The organism is Campylobacter sp. IFREMER_LSEM_CL2256, from assembly GCF_025771645.1.
Lineage (GTDB): Bacteria > Campylobacterota > Campylobacteria > Campylobacterales > Campylobacteraceae > Campylobacter_D.
Genome location: NZ_JAKMQQ010000007.1, coordinates 98,239 through 104,402, shown reverse-complemented (window position 1 = coordinate 104,402; position 6,164 = coordinate 98,239). Strand labels below are relative to the sequence as shown.

Sequence of the window (6,164 nt, the reverse complement as noted above, 5' to 3'; positions counted from 1 at the left end):
GAATATCCGAGTTTTAAAGCTCAAGCAAAAACTATAGATTATATAGATGATTTTAGCATTAAAGTAAGTGGCTTATTACCAAATTCCACTATTGATAAAATTACTGGAAGTAATGGAGTAAAAGCTAAAAAAGACAGCTTTAATGTTAATGATAAGGGTGAAGCTGTTTTAGAATTTAATGGTATTGGTGATTTTAGTGTTAAAGAACTTACTATTAAGTTTAGTTATACTAAACAAGGTAGCGTTAAAGAGGAACTTAATTTAGATAAAATCAAACTTTATCAATATAATCTACAAATACAGTCAAATCGAAATTGGTTTTACAATAAACTCAATGAACAATCTGAAATAAAAATTACTGGAGGACGATTAAATTCTGAAATCACATGGAACATCCAAGGAGATGGGACAATAATCAATAAAGATAGCAAATTCAATTCTCAGGGTGAAGCTAAAGCAACTATTACTTCTAAAGATCCATTTGAAAATGAAATAACAATAAATGCTTCGACATTAGGAAAAAAATGGATCAAAAAATTTCCTATAAATGGGAAAAATTTTTCTTGCCAAAAATTATATTTCCTTATGGTTTGTTATATCCATATGAAGTTTATTATGTGAAACATTTTCCGGTAACAATAACTCATTTAAAGCCGGGATTTATTAAAGTTATACTGCCAGATGGAGTTAAAAGCGAAAAAGATCTTAGCAGATTATATACCAATGGAGAAACAACCATAAATCTATATGTTGATGACCCACATCTTAGATATTTTAGAATAGAACTTGAATGTGAATATAGAGAAAGTACAAGCGAATTAAAAAAATTTAAATCTGATGACGTTAAAGTACTGTTCCCAGAAGTTTATTTAGATAGAAAAAATTGGAGAGTAGGATACAATCCTATGACTCTTTTTTCACAATTTTCTTTAAAATTTAAAGATGAAGACATAAAAAATTCTCCAGATTGCAGGATAACTTCGTATGAATTAAAAAAATATATGACTAGGGTATCAAGTGGAGGTATAGGATTTAGTTCCATTACCTTTGTTAATAATGACGATGCGGGAAGCTATGATGAAGGTAAAATTAACTTCTCTTGTTTTGATGGGGAACGAAATTTTGGATTTACTGTAGAAGGAATATAAAATTTGCCATTTTACAATTTTATGCAATTTATATCTCTGTTAGCTCAACTTTCAGAGGTAGAAATTAAAACTCTTATGGAATATAAAGATTTATTATTAAAAGCATTGTCATCTTTAAATGAATCAAAAACATTTGATGTAAAAGAATGCGCGCGACTTGTTAACACTCTTGAAGAAACTTTTTTAGATAAACTACAAATAGAAGAAAGCAAAAAGAAAGAAATTTGCAAAAATATCATCAAAATACTAAAAAATCATTGGAAAATGTTTTTTTGAAAGCTAGATGGTGTCAAGGGGGAGACTTGAACTCCCGACCTCCGGCTTATGAGACCAGCGCTCTAGCCAGCTGAGCTACCCTGACATAAAAAGAAGTTAAAATTATACTTTATTTTGCTTAACATTTTATAAAACATTTATTTTATAAATTTTTCAACTTTTTTGTGATAAAAATATGAAATTATATTAGAAAGGATTTTTATGCAAATAAGCTCAAGTTATAGCAATGCTTTTTATACACAAAATCCTTATCAAAACAAAGACAAAGAAGAAATCAAAGAAAACATTTCTGAAAAAGAAAATCCACAGCAAACAAAAGAAGATAAAAACGATCAAGAAAAAGAAGGAAAAACTCAAAAAGTCAACGGCAAAGACTTAAACTCTGAAGAGGTAAAACAAGTACGAGAACTTGAAAAAATCGACAGAGAAGTAAGAGCTCACGAAGCAGCCCACCAAGCAGCTGGTGGAGCTTTAGCTGGTGCTGCGAGCTTTGGCTATACAAGAGGTCCTGATAATAAAATGTATGCAGTCGAAGGAGAAGTGCCTATAAGAATGCAAAAAGGCAATACTCCTGAAGAAACTATAGTAAATGCCATGCAAGTAATTGCTGCAGCTATGGCACCAGCTGATCCTAGTCCACAAGATTACAAAGTAGCAGCTAATGCTATGCAAATGCAAAATGACGCACGCGCTGAACAAGCTAAAATAAAGGCAGAAGAGTTAAAAGCACAAAATGAAAAAAGCGAAAATGAGAATGAGGAAAAAACAAATTCAAATTCCAAAGCTATAAAATCATACACACAAAATGTATCACAAGATTACATAGGAAGTCAGTATAACAAAAGTGCATAGTGGCAGAGAGGAAGGGATTCGAACCCTCGGTGAGTTGCCCCACACACGCGTTCCAGGCGTGCTCCTTCGACCGCTCGGACACCTCTCTAAAATTAAAAATTATAACTTATTTTTTTAAATTTATAATAAAAATTTTATAGACTTTCTGGGTATTTAATCTTGAGTATAAAATTTGCAGTCAAGATATGATTAAACTTTATAATGTTAAAATAAAAATAAAATATTTATTTTATTATTTAAAAACAAAAAGAGAATAGTTATGATAAAAAAACTACTTATACTTTTTTTTAGTCTTGTTTGTACTTATCAAGCACAGGCTGTTTTAAACAAAGAAAGCCTTGGAGAAGGCTTTGGAAATACAAGAAGCGAAGCGATTAAAAATGCTATTAATGATGCCTTGGGAAAAACAGAAGGTTTAAAACAAGTCAAATTAAAAAAATTTGAATTTAATTTTAATGGAAATTTTAATATAGGTTATGATGAAGAACTTGACTTTGTTAGTAATGGTGTTTTTAATAGTTATGATATAAAGTCTCTAACTCAAACAAATCAAAGTGAATTTCATGCAAAAGTTTTAATCTATAAAAAACTTTATAGCGACAAAAGTCTTGAAAACAAAAGCTCTCTAATCATCATTAATAGAATCAAAACTGGACTTTCAACCAAATTTGAACAAGAACTTTTAAGTGTTTTACTTCAGAATAAAAAATTTAAAATCTTAGACAAAACAAATCTTGATCTTTATAATCAGGAAAAATTTTTACTTTCTAAAAATTCAAGCGATGAAGAACTTGTAAAGCTTTATAAGACTTTAGAAGCTGATTTTTTACTCATTTTAAACCCAAAAATAAAACAAATACAAAATGAAAACAACACTCAATCTTATGATATTATCATTGATTATCGTTTAATTGAATTTGCTACAAATAAAAGCAAATCTTCTAATACTCTAGAGTTTAAAATGAGCTCTACAAGTAGTTCAAGCAAACAAAAAGCTCTTAGAGGTATTGCTACAAAAATTACTGAAGATATTTTTAAACATTCTAAAGACAATCAAGAAGAAACAAAACAAGACTTGGATACAAATCATCAAATCAATGATGAAGATGAAATTAATTTAGGTTTTTAGCCTCTAAAAACTCACACCTTTTGCAAAGTTCGGCTTTTAAAATTCCTTGTTTAAAACCTTCTTTTAGTTCTATATATAAAGAGGAATTTAAAAGCTCATTAAGATCTTTTTCAAAGCAATTTCCAAGTTTTATATCCCCTTTAGTATCCAAACAACAAGGTACTAAAGTCCCATCACTTAAAATAGCAATTTGCCCATTTAAAGCATGACAATATCCATTCTCTCTAATAATCTCATCTTTCAAAGAAGGCCATTTAAAAAGTCTAGCTTGGTGTAAGATAATATGCCTTTCTAAGCGATTTTTAGCTTTTTGCTTTTGAATTTTTATTTTAAAAATTTGCTCTAAAAAATCATAAATTTTCTCATTTTCTAAAGGTGGATTGAAATTTTTATCTAAATTCCAAAGTCTTAAGTTGATAAAAGAATTATTTTTATTTTCTAAGTGTAAAAAAATAAGTTTCAAAATAGGTTCAAAATATTCTTTTAAACTCATTTTACTTTGAGATAAAAAAGCACCTAAGGAAATATTGATTTGTCGTACGTTTTTAGAGTCTAAAATGAGTTTTATCTTCTCATCATCAAAATAAAACCCACTTGTAGTAAGCTCTATTTGCATATTAAATTTTAAAGCTATTTTTAGATACTCCATTAAATTTAAAATCCTTAAAGGATCTCCAAGCACGTGAAAAGTAAAAAGCTTGGCATAATTATGCACGCTTTTGCAAATTTTTTCAAAATTTTCAAGGCTCATTTGTTTTCTTTGGGCTTTTTGGCTAGGACAAAAATCACATTTTAACCCGCAAATATCACTTAATTCTATATAAATTTTCTCAAAATGCATAATCACTCTTTTTAAAAAGCTCAAGTGTTTTTAGAGCAAGTTTTGAAAGAGCAAGATGCTCTAAATCTTTATAAGAAAACGCTTTTGCTTTTAAATCTTCAAAATCATCATCTTTTAAAAAATACACCTTAGCATTGATTTTGTATTTGGTATAAGAATGCTTAAATTCTCCTATAAATTTTGCTTTTTTTTGATTTTTATATTCTAAAAAATTATACATATTAAAATACAATTTTTCCTCACTTTTAACAAGTAATAATTGCTCATTTTTTTGCACTATAAGTATTTTTAAAACAATGTTTTCATATTGAATTTTTTTAGATGAGTTAAATTTTTCATGTTCATTTTTTCCAGCACAAAAACCCTTTAAAGGACAAATTTCACATTTTGCATTTTTAGGCAAGCAAACCAAAGCCCCTATATCTAACAAAGCTTGGTTATGATCAAATGCATTATCATGGTTTAAAAACTCTTTTGCTTTTTGCATTAAAAGTTTAGAATTTGGATTTTGCAAACTATAAAATCTACCCAAAACTCTTTTAATATTTGCATCCACAAAAGACTTAGCTTGTAAAAAACCAAAACAAGCTATAGCGCCAGCTGTATATTCTCCAATACCAGGAAGTTTTTGAAGCTCTTTAATCTCAAATGGTAATTTTGCATCAAATTCTTGCACACAAATTTTTGCACATTTGTGCATATTTCTAGCTCTAGTATAATACCCAAGTCCTTGCCAAGCTTTTAAAACCTCATCTTCACTTGTCATAGAAAGTACTTTTAAAGAAGGAAATTTAGCTAAAAACTGAAAATAATAATTTTGCAAAACACTTTTTACCTGAGTTTGCTGAAGCATAATCTCACTGACATAAACAGCATAAGCAATATCAATATTTTTTAGTTTTTTTAAATCATCCTCGCTACCATATTTTCTATACTCTTCGTGTAAAATACGCCAAGGAAGGTTTTTCCTGCCATTTTGTTCATACCATTTTAAAATACTTTCATGAATTTTTTGCATTAAAACTTTCTTTATTTTTAAAAAAATTATACAATCTATTCTTAAAGGCTTTATGTTAAAATTAAAAAATATTTTTAAAAAGGAGCAAAAATGAAAAGTTTTTTAAAAGGCTTAGGCTTAGGACTACTTTGTTTGGTATTATTCGTACTAGGAGTAGTTTTTAACACTGAATTTTTAGGCTTAAAAAATCACGATAAACAAAATATAGAATTTTCAAGAAGCATAGAAGTATCTAATGAAATCATGCCAAATATCTTTAATGCTACTTTAAATTTTAGTGCTAGCGAAGAACTTAGTAAAAAAACCATTGTTTCTAGTGAAGAAAAAAATCATATTGCTAAAACATTTAAAGAAATCTCAGATCGTATTGCTAAAGAAAATTATTGCAAAGGTGGAAGTTATACTTTAGAACCAAGTTATAATTACTATCAAGGAGTAAAAACGCTAAATGGATATAGATTGCACTCTAATTTTGCTTGTCAAATCCCGCAAAACAAAAATAAAGACTATGAAAATCTTATAAAAGATATAGAAAGTATTAGCACTACTAATACTTTAATTTCTTTTAACACCAAAGCTTTGCAAGCTGGTTTTGATGAGGCTATTTTAGAAGCAAATAAAGAAGATTTATATGATCTTGCATTTAAAAAAGCTTTTGAAAAGGCTCAATATTATTCTAAAACTTTGGCAAAAACTTGCGTGATAAAAAACATTCATTTTGATAGTTGCAACATCAAACACAATGCTCCAAGTTTAGCAGCTAGTGCAGATAGTGTTGTATTGCCTATTATTAAAAGTGAAAAACAAAATTTAAGAGCTAATGTGCTTTTTATTTGTCAATAAATTTCATTTTGGCTTTATTTTGAGCTTTTATAATTTCTCATCATTAATTTAAAGGAG

At 28.3% G+C, this 6,164-nt stretch carries 8 protein-coding genes and 2 tRNA genes; 6 read left to right on the top strand and 4 right to left on the bottom strand.

Translation table 11 applies throughout. From position 1 onward, the window contains the following. The 3 genes from L8U00_RS05090 to L8U00_RS05080 all read left to right on the top strand — a co-directional run. The coding region (locus L8U00_RS05090) for a hypothetical protein (RefSeq protein ID WP_263708750.1) at positions 1 to 621 on the top strand (621 nt) is incomplete at its 5' end. Next, positions 525 to 1,148: a hypothetical protein gene (locus tag L8U00_RS05085; RefSeq protein WP_263708747.1), complete on the top strand. Its 624-nt coding sequence runs from the start codon at positions 525 to 527 to the stop codon at positions 1,146 to 1,148. The genes L8U00_RS05090 and L8U00_RS05085, both read left to right, overlap by 97 nt. A 3-nt stretch (positions 1,149 to 1,151) precedes the next feature. Beyond that, positions 1,152 to 1,424: a hypothetical protein gene (locus tag L8U00_RS05080; RefSeq protein WP_263708745.1), complete on the top strand. Its 273-nt coding sequence runs from the start codon at positions 1,152 to 1,154 to the stop codon at positions 1,422 to 1,424. A gap of 8 nt (positions 1,425 to 1,432) precedes the next feature. On the opposite strand, the gene L8U00_RS05075 is transcribed toward L8U00_RS05080, so the two are convergent. After that, positions 1,433 to 1,509, bottom strand: a tRNA-Met gene (locus L8U00_RS05075). A 116-nt stretch (positions 1,510 to 1,625) separates the two neighbouring features. Between L8U00_RS05075 and L8U00_RS05070 the strand changes: the two genes are divergently transcribed. After that, positions 1,626 to 2,276, top strand: coding sequence for a putative metalloprotease CJM1_0395 family protein (locus L8U00_RS05070; RefSeq protein ID WP_263708743.1), 651 nt, complete (start codon positions 1,626 to 1,628; stop codon positions 2,274 to 2,276). On the opposite strand, the gene L8U00_RS05065 is transcribed toward L8U00_RS05070, so the two are convergent. Beyond that, positions 2,277 to 2,364 (bottom strand) — tRNA-Ser (locus L8U00_RS05065). 171 nt (positions 2,365 to 2,535) lie between these two features. On the opposite strand from L8U00_RS05065, the gene L8U00_RS05060 reads away from it, so the two are divergent. Further along, entirely contained in the window at positions 2,536 to 3,405 is an 870-nt protein-coding gene (locus L8U00_RS05060) for a hypothetical protein (RefSeq protein WP_263708741.1), read from the top strand. Here the strand turns inward: L8U00_RS05060 and L8U00_RS05055 are convergent. Next, entirely contained in the window at positions 3,389 to 4,246 is an 858-nt protein-coding gene (locus L8U00_RS05055; RefSeq protein WP_263708738.1) for a radical SAM/SPASM domain-containing protein, read from the bottom strand. The genes L8U00_RS05060 and L8U00_RS05055 overlap by 17 nt on opposite strands. Further along, positions 4,236 to 5,279, bottom strand: coding sequence for an A/G-specific adenine glycosylase (gene mutY, locus L8U00_RS05050; protein WP_263708752.1), 1,044 nt, complete (start codon positions 5,277 to 5,279; stop codon positions 4,236 to 4,238). Before mutY ends, L8U00_RS05055 begins: the two co-directional genes overlap by 11 nt. 75 nt (positions 5,280 to 5,354) lie before the next feature. Here mutY and L8U00_RS05045 point away from each other — a divergent pair, with 75 nt between their 5' ends. Beyond that, the gene (locus L8U00_RS05045) at positions 5,355 to 6,107 is read left to right on the top strand and encodes an SIMPL domain-containing protein (RefSeq protein ID WP_263682950.1); all 753 of its coding nucleotides are present in this window, start codon (positions 5,355 to 5,357) and stop codon (positions 6,105 to 6,107) included. Positions 6,108 to 6,164: the final 57 nt, after the last annotated feature.